Origin of the sequence: Pseudomonas sp. JL2 (genome assembly GCF_031570495.1) — a bacterium.
Taxonomy (GTDB): Bacteria; Pseudomonadota; Gammaproteobacteria; order Pseudomonadales; family Pseudomonadaceae; genus Aquipseudomonas; species Aquipseudomonas rhizophila.
Window position 1 is genome coordinate 96,661 of record NZ_JAKUDH010000003.1, and the last position, 13,730, is coordinate 110,390.

A 13,730-nucleotide genomic window follows, 5' to 3' on the forward strand; every position below is an offset into this window, starting at 1 on the left:
TCGATGACCGGTCTGTTTATTCCCGAGCTGGGTCACCTGGCGATGATCCTGGCCTTGTGTTTCTCCATCGTTCAGGCGGTGGTGCCTTTACTCGGTGCCTGGCGTGGCGATCGTTTGTGGATGAGCCTGGCCCAGCCGGCGGCTTGGGGGCAGTTCGCCTTCATGTTGTTCGCCTTCGGTTGCCTGACCTACGCGTTCATGGCTGATGATTTCTCCGTGGCCTACGTTGCCGGTAACTCCAACAGCGCCTTGCCTTGGTACTACAAGTTCAGCGCGGTGTGGGGCGCCCATGAAGGGTCTCTGTTGCTCTGGGCGTTGATCCTCGCCGGCTGGACCTTCGCGGTCTCGGTGTTCTCCCGGCAGTTGCCCCAGGTAATGCTGGCCCGGGTGCTGGCGGTGATGGGGATGATCAGCATCGGTTTCCTGTTGTTCCTGATCGTTACCTCCAATCCGTTCGAGCGCATCCTGCCCCAGGTGCCGATGGACGGTCGCGACCTCAATCCGTTGCTGCAGGACATCGGCCTGATCGTTCACCCGCCGATGCTCTACATGGGCTACGTTGGATTCTCCGTGGCCTTCGCCTTCGCCATCGCCGCGTTGCTGGGCGGTCGTCTCGATGCCGCCTGGGCGCGCTGGTCGCGTCCCTGGACCATCGTCGCCTGGGCCTTCCTGGGCATTGGCATCACCCTGGGTTCGTGGTGGGCCTACTACGAACTGGGCTGGGGTGGCTGGTGGTTCTGGGACCCGGTGGAAAACGCCTCCTTCATGCCCTGGCTGGTGGGCACCGCGCTGATCCACTCCCTGGCCGTCACAGAAAAACGTGGCGTGTTCAAGAGCTGGACCGTGCTGCTGGCCATCGCCGCATTCTCCCTGAGCCTGCTGGGAACCTTCCTGGTGCGTTCCGGCGTACTGACTTCGGTGCATGCCTTTGCCTCTGACCCTGAGCGTGGCGTGTTCATCCTGATGTTCCTGCTGTTCGTGGTCGGCGGCTCGCTGACGCTGTTCGCTGTGCGCGCGCCGGTGGTGAAAAGCCAGGTCGGCTTCAACCTCTGGTCCCGGGAAACCCTGCTGCTGGGCAACAACCTGGTGCTGGTGGTTGCCGCGTCGATGATCCTGCTGGGCACGCTGTACCCGTTGGTGCTCGACGCGCTGACCGGCGCCAAGCTGTCGGTCGGCCCGCCGTACTTCAATGCTCTGTTCATTCCGCTGATGGCGATCCTGATGGTGGTGATGGCTGTCGGCATGCTGGTGCGCTGGAAAGACACACCGGTCAAATGGCTGATGGGCATGCTGACGCCCGTGCTGCTGGGCACTGCTGCCCTGGCCGTCATCGCCGGGATCGCGTATGGCGATTTCAACTGGGCGGTGCTGGCGACCTTCGTGCTGGCGGCCTGGGTGTTGCTGGCCGGGGTCAGGGATATCTTCGACAAGACCCGCCACAAGGGCTTGATCAAGGGCCTGCCAACCCTGACCCGCAGCTACTGGGGCATGCAGCTCGCCCACCTGGGTATCGCGGTCTGTGCCTTGGGCGTGGTGCTGTCCAGCCAGAACAGCGCCGAGCGCGACCTGCGCCTGGCGCCCGGAGAGTCCATGGATCTGGGTGGCTATCAGTTTGTCTTCGAGGGTGCCAAACATTACGAAGGCCCGAACTTCACTTCCGACAAAGGCACCGTGCGGGTGCTCCGCGACGGCCAGGAAGTGACCGTGCTGCATCCGGAAAAGCGCCTCTATACCGTGCAGAATTCGGTGATGACCGAAGCCGGGATCGATGCCGGTTTCACCCGCGACCTCTACGTAGCGCTGGGTGAGTCCCTGGGCGATGGCGCGTGGGCTGTGCGGGTCCACGTCAAGCCGTTCGTGCGCTGGATCTGGTTCGGCGGCTTGCTGACCGGCCTGGGTGGCGTGCTGGCGGCCTTGGATCGTCGTTATCGGGTCAAGGTAAAAACCCGGGTGCGTGAAACCCTGGGCATGACGGGAGCCCCTGCATGAAACGTTGGTTGATGCTGTTGCCGCTGGCGCTGTTTTTGTTGATGGCGGTGTTTTTGTACCGGGGGCTCTACCTGAACCCGGCCGAATTGCCCTCGGCAATGATCGGCAAGCCGTTCCCTGAGTTTTCCCTGCCGTCGGTGCAGGGCGACAAGACACTGACCCGGGCGGACCTGCTGGGTAAACCGGCACTGGTCAATGTCTGGGGCACCTGGTGCATTTCCTGCCGGGTTGAACATCCGGTATTGAACAAACTGGCCCAGAACGGCGTGGTGATCTACGGCGTCAATTACAAGGACGTCAACGCCGATGCCTTGAAGTGGCTGGCCGAATTCCACAACCCGTATCAACTGGATATCCGCGATGAAGAGGGTTCCCTGGGCCTGAACCTGGGCGTCTACGGGGCGCCGGAAACCTTTTTCATCGACGCCAAGGGTGTCATCCGCGACAAGTTCGTCGGCGTGATCGACGAACAGGTCTGGCGCGAGAAGCTGGCCGCCAAGTATCAGGCGCTGGTCGACGAGGCCAAGCCATGAAGCGCTGGTTAGCAGCCCTCATCCTCGGGGTGAGCCTGGCGGGCGTTGCCCACGCTGCCATCGATACCTATGAATTCGCCAACGAGGGCGAGCGCGAGCGGTTTCGTGAATTGACCAAGGAGCTGCGCTGCCCCAAGTGTCAGAACCAGGACATCGCCGATTCCAACGCACCGATTGCCGCCGACCTGCGCAAGGAAATTTTCCGCATGCTCGGCGAAGGCAAGGACAACCAGCAGATCATCGATTTCATGGTGGACCGCTATGGGGAGTTCGTGCGCTACAACCCGGCCTTGACCTCCAAGACCGCGCTGCTCTGGTTTGGCCCCGCCGGCTTGTTGCTCGGTGGTTTCGTTGTCATCGCGGTGATTGTGCGCCGCCGCCGGGTCCAGCGCACGGCTGCCCCGGACACGCTTTCTGTCGAAGAGCGCCAGCGCCTCGACCAACTGTTGGATAAAACCAAGCATGATTGATTTCTGGCTCGCCGCAGGTCTGCTTCTCCTGGTTGCCCTGAGTTTTCTGTTGATCCCTGTATTGCGCGGTCGCCGCGCCCAGCGCGAAGAGGACCGCACCGCGCTCAACGTGGCGCTGTACCAGGAGCGTGTCGCCGAGTTGCAGGCCGAGCAGGAAGAGGGCGTGCTGAACGCCGCGCAACTGGACACCGGCCGCGCCGAAGCCGCGCGTGAACTGCTCGCCGACACCGAAGGCGCCGATGCGCCGCGCGAGTCTCGCTTGGGTAAACCGTTGCCGTTACTCGCCGCCGTGCTGGTGCCGGTGTTGGGCCTGGGGTTGTATCTGCATTTCGGCGCCAGCGACAAGGTCGAGCTGACCCGTGAGTTCGCCCAGGCACCGCAGTCGATGGAAGAAATGACCCTGCGCCTGGAGCGCGCGGTGGCCGCGCAACCGGATAACGCCGAGGGCTTGTATTTCCTCGGTCGCACCTACATGGCCCAGGACCGACCGGCGGATGCGGCGAAGATCTTCGAGCGCACCGTGGTGGTGGCCGGCCGGCAACCCGAGCTGCTCGGGCAGTGGGCTCAGGCGCAGTATTTCGCCGATGGCAAGAAATGGTCGGACAAGGTCCAGGCCCTGACCGACGAAGCGCTCAAGCTCGATCCTAAGGAAGTCACCAGCCTGGGCCTACTGGGAATCGCCGCGTTCGAAGGCGAGCGCTATCAGCAAGCCATTGATTATTGGGGCCGCCTGCTCGCGCAACTGCCGGAAGGCGACAAGTCCCGTGAGGCGCTGCAGGGCGGTATCAGCCGCGCCACCGAGAAGCTTGAGGCCAGCGGCGGCAAGGTCGCCCAAGCGCCAGTGAGCAAGGCTGCGGCATTGCTCAAGGTGCGCGTCGAGCTGGCGCCAGCGCTCAAGGCCAAGGTGCAGCCGGGCGACAGCGTGTTCATCTTTGCCCGCGCCGCTTCCGGCCCGCCGGCGCCGCTGGCGGCCAAGCGCCTGACCGTCGCTGATCTGCCTGTTACCGTGGAACTGGGCGACGCGGACGCCATGATGCCGCAACTGAAACTGTCGAACTTCCCTGAAGTCCAACTGGTGGCGCGCATTTCCCGGGCCGGTCAACCGACCGCCGGTGAATGGATCGGCCGCAGCAAGCCTCTGGCGAGCAGCACCACGGCGCAGCAACAACTGACTATCGACAGCCCGGATAAATAACAGGAATTCGCACCATGACCGCCATCGCTCGTATCACCCTGCTCACGCTCGTCCTGGGCCTGAGTGCTTGTGCGGTCCAGCGTCCGCCGCAGCCGTCGGCGCCGCTGCCTCCCATCCCGTCTTCAGGCCCGGCCACCAAGCCGGGGCCGTCGACCGCCCCAAGCAAGCCCGTCACGCCGAACACACCGGCCAAGCCGTTGCCTCGTACTTCCGCCAGCTTCGCCCCACCACCCGGCGGCAATAGCCACTGGGACGCCAAACTTGGGGTCTATGTGCTGGACAACCACACCAACACCTTCTATCGCCAGCGCACCTATTACCGCTGGAGCAACGGCTGGAGCCGCTCCATCAGCCCGAACGGGCCGTGGGAAGAAACCACCATCGAAGGCGTTCCGGCGGGGTTGGGGCGTCAATTCCACTAAGAGAGACCAGCCTGTGGCGAACCGGCTCGCCCCGGCTGGGCTCGACAGCTGCTACGCAGTTTGGCCGGTGATGAGTTCAAGGTTCGACCTGTCATGCCCGGCGTCGTAGAATGCGCGCCTTTGCGAGCCTTCACCGGCCAACCGCGTATTTATCGGAGCACCTGACCATGACGACTACCCCGACCGGCGACTACCTGGAAACCCTCTACGAAGGCTACGGCCAGCGTTTTCGGATGGACAAGCTGCTGCACGAAGTGCGCACCGAGCACCAGCACCTGGTGATTTTCGAGAACCCGCGCATGGGCCGGGTGATGGCGCTGGATGGCGTGATCCAGACCACCGAAGCCGATGAATTCATCTACCACGAAATGCTGACCCATGTACCGATCCTCGCCCACGGCGCGGCCAAACGCGTGCTGATCATCGGCGGTGGCGACGGCGGCATGTTGCGTGAAGTGACCAAGCACCTGGGCGTTGAGCACATCACCATGGTGGAAATCGACGGCACCGTGGTGGACATGTGCAAGGCGTTCCTGCCCAACCACTCCAAGGGCGCCTACGACGACCCGCGCCTGAACCTGGTGATCGATGACGGCATGCGTTTCGTCTCCACCACCCAGGAGAAGTTCGACGTCATCATCTCCGACTCCACCGACCCGATCGGCCCGGGTGAAGTGCTGTTTTCGGAAAACTTCTACCAGGCCTGTCATCGCTGCCTGAACGAAGGCGGCATTCTGGTGACCCAGAACGGCACACCGTTCATGCAACTGGGCGAAGTACAAACCACTGCCGGGCGTCTGCGTGGCCTGTTTGCCGACTGGCATTTCTACCAGGCCGCCGTGCCGACCTACATTGGCGGCGCCATGACTTTCGCCTGGGGCTCGACGGATACTGCCTATCGCAAGCTGACCCGCGAGACCCTGCGTGAGCGCTTCATTGGCAGCGGCATTGTTACCCGCTACTACAACCCTGAAGTTCACATCGGCGCGTTCGCCATGCCGCAGTACGTCTTGCAGGCGATCAACAAGCCAAGCAACGACTGATCAGGACTCACAAGCTGTGGCGGGGGTTATATCCCCTGACCACAGAGAGGTTCGACACAGACTCATCGGGCAATCCGGGGTTTTTTTGTGTTTGCTAATAGTTATTGAACAAAATTTTCACAGGACCTTGCGGACAATCCCGGCGCCTGTTGCCGTCGGTGAATGAATGGCGATGCTCAGCCATTCATTCAACGCTCGCGCACTCGCGCAGACCCAGGGACCCGGGTGATGGTCGGCATAGGACGCGCCGTTGTTCTATTCGCCCTCAACCCCATTAGGTCCTTACACGACATGGCAATCCCGGACGCCCTGAGTCAGCAACGCACCACGCATCGCCTGCTGCAACCGACCGTCAAATCTCACCTGGCCTACACGTTGCTCTGTGCCCTGGTCATGATGATCATGTTCAGCCTGTTGCGCGTTGCGCTACTGGTCTATAACCGCGAAATGATCCTCGACACCCCGGCCTCGACCTTCGTCGAGGCGTTCGTCAACGGTCTGCGTTTTGACCTGCGTCTGGTGGTCTATCTGTGTATTCCGCTGCTGCTGGCCTTGTTCAGCGCGCGGGCCATGGCGGCTCGTGGTTTTTTTCGTTTCTGGCTGACCGTGACCGCCAGCATTGCGCTGTTCCTCGGTCTGATGGAGATGGACTTCTACCGCGAGTTTCACCAGCGTCTCAACGGCCTGGTCTTCCAGTATGTGCAGGAAGACCCGAAAACCGTGATGAGCATGCTCTGGTATGGGTTCCCGGTGGTGCGCTACCTGTTGGCGTGGGCCGTGGGCACGCTGATCCTCACGATGGCGTTCAAGGGCGCCGACCGCGCGACTCGACCGCGCGGGCCGTTCAGTGGCGGCACCATTGGCACACGCCAGGTGGCTCCGTGGTACGGGCGTGTCGCGGTGTTCATGGTCTGCTTGGTCGTGGCCGTGGGCGCCGCCCGGGGTACCTTGCGCCAGGGGCCGCCGCTGCGCTGGGGTGACGTCTACACCACCGATTCGAACTTTGCCAACCAGTTGGGCCTTAATGGCACGTTGTCACTGGTGGCCGCGGCCAAGAGCCGGATGTCCGAACACCGCGACAACATCTGGAAAGCCACCCTCGAGCAACCGCTGGCCCAGCAGACGGTGCGGGACATGCTGGTGATGCCCGACGACAAACTGGTCGATGCAGACACCGCCGCCGTACGTCGTGACTACACGCCACCGGCCGACAAGACTTTGCCGATCAAGAACGTGGTAGTGATTCTCATGGAAAGCATGGCGGGGCACTCGGTAGGTGCCTTGGGCGCGCCGGGCAATATCACGCCTTATCTGGACAAACTGTCCAAGGAAGGTCTGCTGTTTGACCGCTTCTTCTCCAATGGTACCCACACCCATCAGGGCATGTTCGCCACCATGGCCTGCTTCCCGAACCTGCCGGGCTTCGAGTACCTGATGCAGACACCTGAAGGCAGCCACAAGTTTTCGGGGCTGCCGCAACTGCTCAGTGCCCGCAACTACGACGACGTGTATGTCTACAACGGTGATTTCGCCTGGGACAACCAGTCGGGTTTCTTCAGCGGCCAAGGTATGACCACGTTCATCGGGCGCAATGATTATGTGAACCCGGTGTTCTCCGACCCCACCTGGGGCGTGTCCGACCAGGATATGTTCGACCGCAGCCTGATCGAACTCAAGGCACGGGAAAACGGCAAACCGTTCTATGCGTTGCTGCAGACCCTGTCCAACCACACGCCGTATGCGCTGCCGACACCGTTGCCGGTGGAACCGGTCACTGACCGTGGCAGCCTGAATGCGCACCTGACTGCCATGCGTTATTCCGATTGGGCCTTGGGTCAGTTCTTCGAAAAGGCCCGCAAGGAGCCTTATTTCAAGGAGACGCTGTTTGTCATCGTCGGAGACCACGGCTTTGGTAACGAGCGCCAGATTACCGAAATGGACTTGGGCCGTTTCAACGTACCGATGCTGTTGATCGGCCCGGGTATCCAGGAAAAGTTCGGCCAGCGCAACCACACCGTGGGCACACAGGTCGATATCGTCCCGACCATCATGGGCCGGATTGGCGGGCAAGTGCGTAACCAGTGCTGGGGTCGCGATCTGTTGAACCTGCCGCCAGGCGACAGCGGATTTGGCGTGATCAAACCGTCGGGCAGTGATCAGACCACGGCGATCATCCGCGACGACAAAATTCTGGTACTGCCAAGGGAAAAGGAGATGGCGCCGAAGCTGTATCGCTACCAACTGGGTACTCAGCCACGCGCGGATGTCATTTCCGACGCGCCGCAGGCTGCCGAAATGAAACTCAAGCTGGAGGCGTTTCTGCAAACTGCCACCAAGAGCCTGCTGGATAACACTGCCGGCGTGACACATGGTGTTCCAGACTGAGAAGTTCAGCCCATAAAAAAGAGGCCTTAACGGGCCTCTTTTTTTTGTCACTTAGTGGTTCATATCTTGCCCAGTAATAGCAGGATCAACAGCACTACCAGTACGACACCGATGATTCCGGACGGACCGTAACCCCAACTTCTAGAGTGCGGGAAGACCGGCAGGCCACCGATCAGCAGGAGGATCAGGATAATGATGAGTATTGTGCCCATTGTTGATTTCCTTATTGGTCAGTTCTGGAGTGATGCAACTTTCAACTACCAGCACGCATGCGTTAAATCCGGGCGGCTTAATAAGTACGACCGTAACGTCCTGTAAAAAATTCAAAGTCTTTTTGAGGCGTGAAAGAACCCGTCTTCGGGAGCAAAGCGGGCTCGCGCTGCAAACGACACCATCTTCCAGAACTGCGTCGCGCCGATCGTGAGCAAGCTTTGCTCCCGCAGGCGGTTCCACTGGGTTGTTCCCCTCAAAACCTATTAAGGTTTGCCCTCGCCATTCAGCACTCTGATGGAGCGTGGGTGCGGCGGGGTCCTTCGCTACACTCGGCGCATCTCTCCCGGAACAACAAGGCTGTTTCCTATGCAAAATCGCATGATGATTACCGGTGCCGGTTCTGGCCTGGGTCGCGAAATCGCGCTGCGCTGGGCCCGCGAAGGCTGGCGCCTGGCCTTGTCGGATGTCAGTGAGCCGGGCCTTCAGGAAACCCTCAGGCTGGTGCGTGACGCGGGCGGCGACGGTTTTGTCCAGCGCTGCGACGTGCGCGACTACAGCCAACTGACGGCGTTTGCCCAGGCCTGCGAAGAGAAGCTCGGTGGCATCGACATCATCGTCAACAATGCCGGTGTGGCCTCGGGTGGGTTCTTCAGTGAACTGTCCCTGGAGGATTGGGACTGGCAGATCGCGATCAACCTGATGGGCGTGGTCAAGGGTTGCAAGGCGTTCTTGCCGTTGCTGGAAAAAAGCCGCGGTAAGATCATCAACATCGCCTCCATGGCCGCCCTGATGCAAGGCCCGGCCATGAGCAACTACAACGTGGCCAAGGCTGGCGTGGTGGCGCTGTCGGAAAGCCTGTTGATCGAGCTGGCACAGCAGGAAATCGGTGTGCATGTGGTGTGCCCGTCGTTTTTCCAGACCAACCTGCTGGACTCCTTCCGCGGCCCGACTCCGGCGATGAAAGCCCAGGTTGGCAAGTTGCTGGAAAGCTCGCCGATTAGCGCTGCCGAGATTGCCGATTACATCTATGAACAGGTCGCCCAGGGCCAGTTCATGATCCTGCCCCACGAGCAAGGGCGCATGGCCTGGGCCATCAAGCAGAAGAATCCGCAATTGCTGTACGACGAAATGACCGTCATGGCCGACAAGATGCGCGCCAAGGCTCGACAGAACCCGAGTTGACCTGAGTGTCCGGCGTCCTCAGGATGGCCGCATTCGGCCCTCCTGATGGACGCTCACATGCTCAACTATTTTTGGTTCTTTCTCGCCGCGCTGTTTGAAATCGCCGGCTGTTACGCGTTCTGGATGTGGCTACGCCAGGGCAAGAGCGCCTGGTGGATTGTGCCGGCCCTGTTGAGTCTTACGCTGTTCGCCCTGTTGCTGACCCGCATCGAAGCGACCTACGCCGGTCGTGCCTACGCCGCTTATGGCGGTATCTATATCATCGCCTCGATCGGCTGGCTGGCCGTGGTGGAGCGAGCGCGGCCGCTGACTTCCGACTGGGTGGGGGTGGCGCTCTGCGTGTTGGGGGCGAGTGTGATTCTGTTCGGTCCGCGGTTTTCCGCCTCTTGAATAAGCCCGCTAGCTGACAGGGTTTTGCAGGACGTTTCCTTCAGTTGCCAGAGTGTTGCTTGTAGGGCGTTACTGAATTCTTGAAGGTGTCTTGAGAACCTCAGGCGGGGCGGGCATGGTCAAGGTCCAGATATTCTTAAGGACAAGAACCATGCTCGTACTTAGCCGCGCTGTGGGTGAACTGATTTCCATCGGTGATGATATTTCCGTCCGAGTGCTCTCGGTCAACGGCACCACTGTTCGTTTTGGCGTGGAAGCGCCACGGCACATCGACGTTCATCGCTCCGAGATATACGAAAAGATTCAGAAAAAAAGGGCCCTGGCCAGTCGCAAGGTCTGCTCAGTCGAATAGATGCTTGGGCACGTCGTGCTTGAGCATCAACTGGCACTGTTCGCTTTCCGGGTCGAAGACGATCATCGCCTGGCCTTTGGTCAAGGCCTGCCGGACCCGCAATACGCGGGTCTCCAGCGGCGTGTCATCGCCATTGTCGGTGCCGTCGCGGGTCACGAAATCTTCGATCAGGCGAGTGAGCGTGTCGACTTCGAGTTGGTCGTAAGGGATCAGCATGGGGTACCTCGGCTAGACAATGTCGCGATGCTACGACCAAAGGGCTTTTGCGGCTAGCCTGGCTTGGGGCTTGCGGTGTCTGTTGCGGCGCTATCGCGAGCAGGCTCGCTCCCACAGTGGGCCCGCGTCGGGCACGAACTTTATGCTCAACGAAGGTCTCCTTGTGGGAGCGAGCCTGCTCGCGATGGCGTCATGACGGGCACTGAGATTCTGGAACTGTGCTCAGTTATCCGACCGCTGCCCAATCAAACTATCCACCGACGGCACCCGGGTATCGCTTTCCATCTGCGCATCGTGTTCGAGTTGATGGCTGAAGCGGTCCAGCGAACCCTGGGCCGGTTGGGCGTCGCTGGCGAATACCGGTGGGCTGAGGATGTAGGCGCCCAGCAGGCGGCTCAGGGCGGCCAGGCTGTCGATGTGGGTGCGTTCGTAGCCATGGGTGGCGTCGCAGCCGAAGGCCAGCAGGGCGGTGCGGATATCGTGGCCGGCGGTGACAGCGGAATGGGCATCGCTGAAGTAATAACGGAACAGGTCGCGGCGCGCCGGCAGTTCGTTTTCCCTGGCCAGCTTCAGCAAGTGCCGTGACAGGTGATAGTCGTAAGGGCCCCCGGAATCCTGCATCGCCACGCTCACCGCGTGTTCGCTCGAGTGCTGGCCCGGTGCGACCGGCGCGATGTCGATGCCGACGAACTCGCTGACATCCCAAGGCAGTGCAGCCGCCGCGCCGCTGCCGGTTTCTTCGGTAATCGTGAACAGCGGGTGGCAGTCGATCAGCAGTTCTTCGCCACTGTCGACAATCGCCTTGAGCGCCGCCAGCAGCGCCGCGACCCCGGCTTTATCGTCCAGGTGCCGAGCACTGATATGGCCACTCTCGGTGAACTCCGGCAAAGGATCGAACGCCACATAGTCGCCAATGCCCACCCCCAGTGTTTCGCAATCGGCGCGGGTGGTGCAGTAGGCGTCCAGGCGCAGTTCGATGTGATCCCAACTGATGGGCATTTCGTCCACGGCGGTGTTGAATGCATGCCCGGACGCCATCAGCGGCAGTACGCTGCCTCGGATCACCCCCGTGTCCGTAAACAGGCTGACGCGACTGCCCTCGGCAAAGCGGCTGGACCAGCAACCCACCGGAGCCAGGGTCAGGCGCCCGTTTTCCTTGATGGCACGCACCGAGGCGCCGATGGTGTCCAGGTGAGCCGACACGGCCCGATCGGGGCTGCTCTTGCGGCCCTTGAGGGTGGCGCGGATCGTGCCGCGCCGGGTCATTTCAAACTCGATACCCAACTCTTCGAGCCGCTCGGCGACGTAGCGCACGATGGTGTCGGTGAAGCCGGTGGGGCTGGGAATGGCGAGCATTTCCAGCAGGACTTTTTGCAGGTATTCGAGATCCGGTTCGGGAATTTTGCTGATCATGGAAACTCCTGATGAGTTGAGCGCATCGATGGTTTCGATGAGGAAGGGAATGTCTCTGACCTATGAAAGGTTGGTGTCCTTCAAGCCGCCATCGCGAACAGGTTCGCTCCCACAAGGTTTCTGCGGCGGTGCATACCCCCGGGTGGGAGCGAGCCTGCTCGCGATGAGGCCCGCCCAGGCACTACACCTCTATTGGGCCACCGCCTGACTATGGGGAAACAACAAATCCACAAAGCGTTCGGCAGTGGGTTGCGGTTCGTGGTTGGCCAGGCCGGCGCGTTCGTTGGCTTCGATGAACACGTATTCGGGCTGATCGGCCGCCGGCACCAACAGGTCGAGGCCAACCATGGGAATATCCAGGGCCCGCGCGGCGCGTACCGCAGCTTCGCTCAGGGTCGGATGGAGGATGCCCGTGACATCTTCCAGCACGCCGCCCGTATGAAGGTTCGCCGTACGCCGTACGAACAGGTGTTTGCCGGCGGGCAGCACACTGTCGTAGTCATAACCTGCCGCGCTCAATGTGCGTTGCGTCTCGGCGTCCATGGGAATCTTGCTTTCACCTCCCGTGGCCGCTTGTCGGCGGCGGCTCTGGGCTTCGATCAGCGCGCCGATGGTGTGCCGACCGTCGCCGATCACCTCCGCTGGTCGCCGGATCGCCGCTGCCACCACTTCAAAACCAATCACCAGCACGCGCAGGTCCAGGCCCTCGTGGAAGCTCTCCAGCAGCACCCGGCTGTCAAACTGGCGGGCCGTTTCAATGGCGCTCTGCACCTCTTCAATCGTGCGCAGATCCACCGCCACACCCTGGCCCTGTTCACCGTCCAGTGGCTTGACCACCACCCGTTCGTGCTCATCGAGAAAGGCCAGGTTGTCATCGGCGTTGCCTGCCAACTGTTGCGCCGGCAAGTTCAAGCCGGCGTTTTTCAGCACCTTGTGGGTCAGGCTTTTGTTCTGGCACAGGGTCATGCTGATAGCGCTGGTCAGGTCGCTGAGGGATTCACGGCACCTGATCCGGCGGCTGCCGTGGACCAGGGTAAACAATCCACCTTCGGCGTCGTCCACCTGGACTTCGATGCCCCGGCGGTGAGCCTCTTCGACAATGATGCGCGCATAAGGATTGAACTGCGCCTCGGGGCCCGGCCCCAGGAACAACGGCTGATTGATGCAGTTCTTGCGTTTGATGGCGAACGTCGAAAGATTACGGAACCCGAGCTTGGCGTAGAGACTTTTCGCCAGGCGATTGTCGTGCAGCACCGAAAGGTCCAGGTAACTCAGGCCCCGGCTCATGAAGTGCTCGATGAGGTGGCGCACCAGGACCTCCCCGACACCGGGCCGCGAGCACTGCGGATCCACGGCCAGGCACCAGAGGCTGCTGCCGTTTTCCGGGTCGTTGAAGGCTTTCTGGTGATTCAGGCCCATGACGCTGCCGATCACCGCGCCGGTGTCATCATCTTCGGCCAGCCAGTAGACTGGCCCGCCCTCATGGCGCGGCGTGAGTCGTTGCGGATCGATGGGCAACATGCCCCGGGCCTGATACAGCAGGTTGATCGCCTGCCAGTCGGCGTCGCTTTGCGCCCGGCGAATCCGGAAACCGCGAAATACCCGGGTGGCCTGGCGATAGTCGCTGAACCACAGGCGCAAGGTGTCGGATGGATCGAGAAACAGCTGCGCCGGTTCCAGCCCGAGTATTTGCTGGGGGGCGGCGACGTACAAGGCAATGTCGCGCTCACCCGATTGCTCATTGAGCAGCTCTTGGGCCAGGCTTGCCGGGTCCGGGAAGGTGTGGCCGATCAGCAATCGGCCCCACCCGCAGTGCACCGCGATCGGGTCGGCGCCCAGTTCGCTGCCGTCTTCGGCCAGTCGCGCCTGCAGGCGTTCGTAGGAGGGCGCCTGGCCCCGCAGCAGGCGTTGATTGTGGGGTTTCATC

At 61.5% G+C, this 13,730-nt stretch carries 14 protein-coding genes; 10 read left to right on the forward strand and 4 right to left on the reverse strand.

The window, feature by feature from the left end:
- Nucleotides 1-3: 3 nt before the first annotated feature.
- The 7 genes from MKS85_RS06215 to MKS85_RS06245 all read left to right on the forward strand — a co-directional run bounded on the left by MKS85_RS06215 (nt 4) and on the right by MKS85_RS06245 (nt 8,037).
- Nucleotides 4-1,989 carry a heme lyase CcmF/NrfE family subunit gene (locus tag MKS85_RS06215; RefSeq protein WP_047226275.1) on the forward strand — a complete coding sequence of 662 codons (1,986 nt, stop codon included), beginning with the start codon at nt 4-6 and terminating at the stop codon, nt 1,987-1,989.
- Nucleotides 1,986-2,522 carry a DsbE family thiol:disulfide interchange protein gene (locus tag MKS85_RS06220; RefSeq protein WP_047226276.1) on the forward strand — a complete coding sequence of 179 codons (537 nt, stop codon included), beginning with the start codon at nt 1,986-1,988 and terminating at the stop codon, nt 2,520-2,522. Before MKS85_RS06215 ends, MKS85_RS06220 begins: the two co-directional genes overlap by 4 nt.
- On the forward strand, nt 2,519-2,992 hold the full coding sequence (locus MKS85_RS06225; protein ID WP_139050810.1) for a cytochrome c-type biogenesis protein: 474 nt from the start codon (nt 2,519-2,521) through the stop codon (nt 2,990-2,992). The genes MKS85_RS06220 and MKS85_RS06225 overlap by 4 nt, the downstream gene beginning before the upstream one ends.
- On the forward strand, nt 2,985-4,187 hold the full coding sequence (gene ccmI, locus MKS85_RS06230) for a c-type cytochrome biogenesis protein CcmI (protein WP_076385814.1): 1,203 nt from the start codon (nt 2,985-2,987) through the stop codon (nt 4,185-4,187). Before MKS85_RS06225 ends, ccmI begins: the two co-directional genes overlap by 8 nt.
- 14 nt (nt 4,188-4,201) lie before the next feature.
- Nucleotides 4,202-4,609 (forward strand): lipoprotein, encoded by a 408-nt coding sequence (locus tag MKS85_RS06235; RefSeq protein ID WP_047226279.1) that lies wholly within the window; start codon nt 4,202-4,204, stop codon nt 4,607-4,609.
- 167 nt (nt 4,610-4,776) lie between these two features.
- Complete coding sequence (speE, locus tag MKS85_RS06240) at nt 4,777-5,652, forward strand: polyamine aminopropyltransferase (protein WP_076385812.1); 876 nt, start codon at nt 4,777-4,779, stop codon at nt 5,650-5,652.
- A gap of 291 nt (nt 5,653-5,943) precedes the next feature.
- Nucleotides 5,944-8,037, forward strand: a complete 2,094-nt coding sequence (locus MKS85_RS06245) for an LTA synthase family protein (RefSeq protein WP_188251141.1) — start codon at nt 5,944-5,946, stop codon at nt 8,035-8,037.
- Between the two features lie 59 nt (nt 8,038-8,096).
- On the opposite strand, the gene MKS85_RS06250 is transcribed toward MKS85_RS06245, so the two are convergent.
- On the reverse strand, nt 8,097-8,249 hold the full coding sequence (locus tag MKS85_RS06250; RefSeq protein ID WP_018606531.1) for a DUF3309 family protein: 153 nt from the start codon (nt 8,247-8,249) through the stop codon (nt 8,097-8,099).
- 367 nt (nt 8,250-8,616) lie between these two features.
- On the opposite strand from MKS85_RS06250, the gene MKS85_RS06255 reads away from it, so the two are divergent.
- The 3 genes from MKS85_RS06255 (at nt 8,617) to csrA (ending at nt 10,174) form a co-directional block, all read left to right on the forward strand.
- Nucleotides 8,617-9,432 (forward strand): SDR family oxidoreductase, encoded by an 816-nt coding sequence (locus tag MKS85_RS06255; RefSeq protein ID WP_076385809.1) that lies wholly within the window; start codon nt 8,617-8,619, stop codon nt 9,430-9,432.
- Nucleotides 9,433-9,489: 57 nt separating this feature from the next.
- Complete coding sequence (locus MKS85_RS06260; RefSeq protein WP_139050807.1) at nt 9,490-9,822, forward strand: YnfA family protein; 333 nt, start codon at nt 9,490-9,492, stop codon at nt 9,820-9,822.
- Between the two features lie 151 nt (nt 9,823-9,973).
- Nucleotides 9,974-10,174 carry a carbon storage regulator CsrA gene (gene csrA / locus MKS85_RS06265; RefSeq protein WP_047226284.1) on the forward strand — a complete coding sequence of 67 codons (201 nt, stop codon included), beginning with the start codon at nt 9,974-9,976 and terminating at the stop codon, nt 10,172-10,174.
- Here the strand turns inward: csrA and MKS85_RS06270 are convergent.
- From MKS85_RS06270 to ngg, 3 genes are all read right to left on the reverse strand, one after another.
- On the reverse strand, nt 10,163-10,390 hold the full coding sequence (locus MKS85_RS06270; RefSeq protein WP_047226285.1) for a YheU family protein: 228 nt from the start codon (nt 10,388-10,390) through the stop codon (nt 10,163-10,165). The two genes, csrA and MKS85_RS06270, sit on opposite strands and share 12 nt — an antisense overlap.
- A 222-nt stretch (nt 10,391-10,612) precedes the next feature.
- Nucleotides 10,613-11,803 carry an osmoprotectant NAGGN system M42 family peptidase gene (locus tag MKS85_RS06275; protein ID WP_139050806.1) on the reverse strand — a complete coding sequence of 397 codons (1,191 nt, stop codon included), beginning with the start codon at nt 11,801-11,803 and terminating at the stop codon, nt 10,613-10,615.
- Nucleotides 11,804-11,992: 189 nt separating this feature from the next.
- Nucleotides 11,993-13,729: an N-acetylglutaminylglutamine synthetase gene (ngg, locus tag MKS85_RS06280; protein ID WP_139050805.1), complete on the reverse strand. Its 1,737-nt coding sequence runs from the start codon at nt 13,727-13,729 to the stop codon at nt 11,993-11,995.
- Nucleotide 13,730 lies beyond the last annotated feature (1 nt).

What these genes read in the sequence shown, in the direction of transcription:
- MKS85_RS06215 (WP_047226275.1), top strand. Translation starts at nt 4, where the DNA reads ATGACCGGTCTGTTTATTCCCGAGCTGGGTCACCTGGCGATGATCCTG.
- MKS85_RS06220 (WP_047226276.1), top strand. Translation starts at nt 1,986, where the DNA reads ATGAAACGTTGGTTGATGCTGTTGCCGCTGGCGCTGTTTTTGTTGATG.
- MKS85_RS06225 (WP_139050810.1), top strand. Translation starts at nt 2,519, where the DNA reads ATGAAGCGCTGGTTAGCAGCCCTCATCCTCGGGGTGAGCCTGGCGGGC.
- ccmI (WP_076385814.1), top strand. Translation starts at nt 2,985, where the DNA reads ATGATTGATTTCTGGCTCGCCGCAGGTCTGCTTCTCCTGGTTGCCCTG.
- MKS85_RS06235 (WP_047226279.1), top strand. Translation starts at nt 4,202, where the DNA reads ATGACCGCCATCGCTCGTATCACCCTGCTCACGCTCGTCCTGGGCCTG.
- speE (WP_076385812.1), top strand. Translation starts at nt 4,777, where the DNA reads ATGACGACTACCCCGACCGGCGACTACCTGGAAACCCTCTACGAAGGC.
- MKS85_RS06245 (WP_188251141.1), top strand. Translation starts at nt 5,944, where the DNA reads ATGGCAATCCCGGACGCCCTGAGTCAGCAACGCACCACGCATCGCCTG.
- MKS85_RS06250 (WP_018606531.1), bottom strand. Translation starts at nt 8,249, where the DNA reads ATGGGCACAATACTCATCATTATCCTGATCCTCCTGCTGATCGGTGGC.
- MKS85_RS06255 (WP_076385809.1), top strand. Translation starts at nt 8,617, where the DNA reads ATGCAAAATCGCATGATGATTACCGGTGCCGGTTCTGGCCTGGGTCGC.
- MKS85_RS06260 (WP_139050807.1), top strand. Translation starts at nt 9,490, where the DNA reads ATGCTCAACTATTTTTGGTTCTTTCTCGCCGCGCTGTTTGAAATCGCC.
- csrA (WP_047226284.1), top strand. Translation starts at nt 9,974, where the DNA reads ATGCTCGTACTTAGCCGCGCTGTGGGTGAACTGATTTCCATCGGTGAT.
- MKS85_RS06270 (WP_047226285.1), bottom strand. Translation starts at nt 10,390, where the DNA reads ATGCTGATCCCTTACGACCAACTCGAAGTCGACACGCTCACTCGCCTG.
- MKS85_RS06275 (WP_139050806.1), bottom strand. Translation starts at nt 11,803, where the DNA reads ATGATCAGCAAAATTCCCGAACCGGATCTCGAATACCTGCAAAAAGTC.
- ngg (WP_139050805.1), bottom strand. Translation starts at nt 13,729, where the DNA reads ATGAAACCCCACAATCAACGCCTGCTGCGGGGCCAGGCGCCCTCCTAC.